The organism is Lentzea aerocolonigenes, from assembly GCF_000955955.1.
Classification (GTDB): Bacteria; Actinomycetota; Actinomycetes; order Mycobacteriales; family Pseudonocardiaceae; genus Lentzea; species Lentzea aerocolonigenes_A.
On sequence record NZ_JYJG01000538.1, the window covers coordinates 1 to 282 of the forward strand.

1 pseudogene is annotated in these 282 nt (G+C 67.4%); it reads right to left on the bottom strand.

From position 1 onward, the window contains the following. Positions 1-282 (bottom strand): annotated as a pseudogene (locus UK23_RS53445) (alpha/beta hydrolase); the annotation flags it as partial.

The window sequence follows — 282 nt, forward strand, 5'->3', positions numbered from 1 at the left end:
CGACGCCGATGCTGGTGTTGATGTGCCCGGCGAGTGGTCCGCTGGCGTTGAGGGCGAGGGTGTTGGTGAGGACCTGGGAGACGTCCTTGGAGGTGTTGCCGTTGTTGACGTCGTTGAAGTTGTGGTTGAAGTGCGGGGCGGGGACGACGAAGCCGGCCGCGGCCAGCGCCTTGATGATGAACAGGGAGTTCTGCGGGCTGCTGCCGAAGCCGTGGGTGAAGTTGTAGACGGGGAAGACCCCGCCCGCGGCCGGGGCGTTCGTCACCGGGTTGCCGCCGGCGG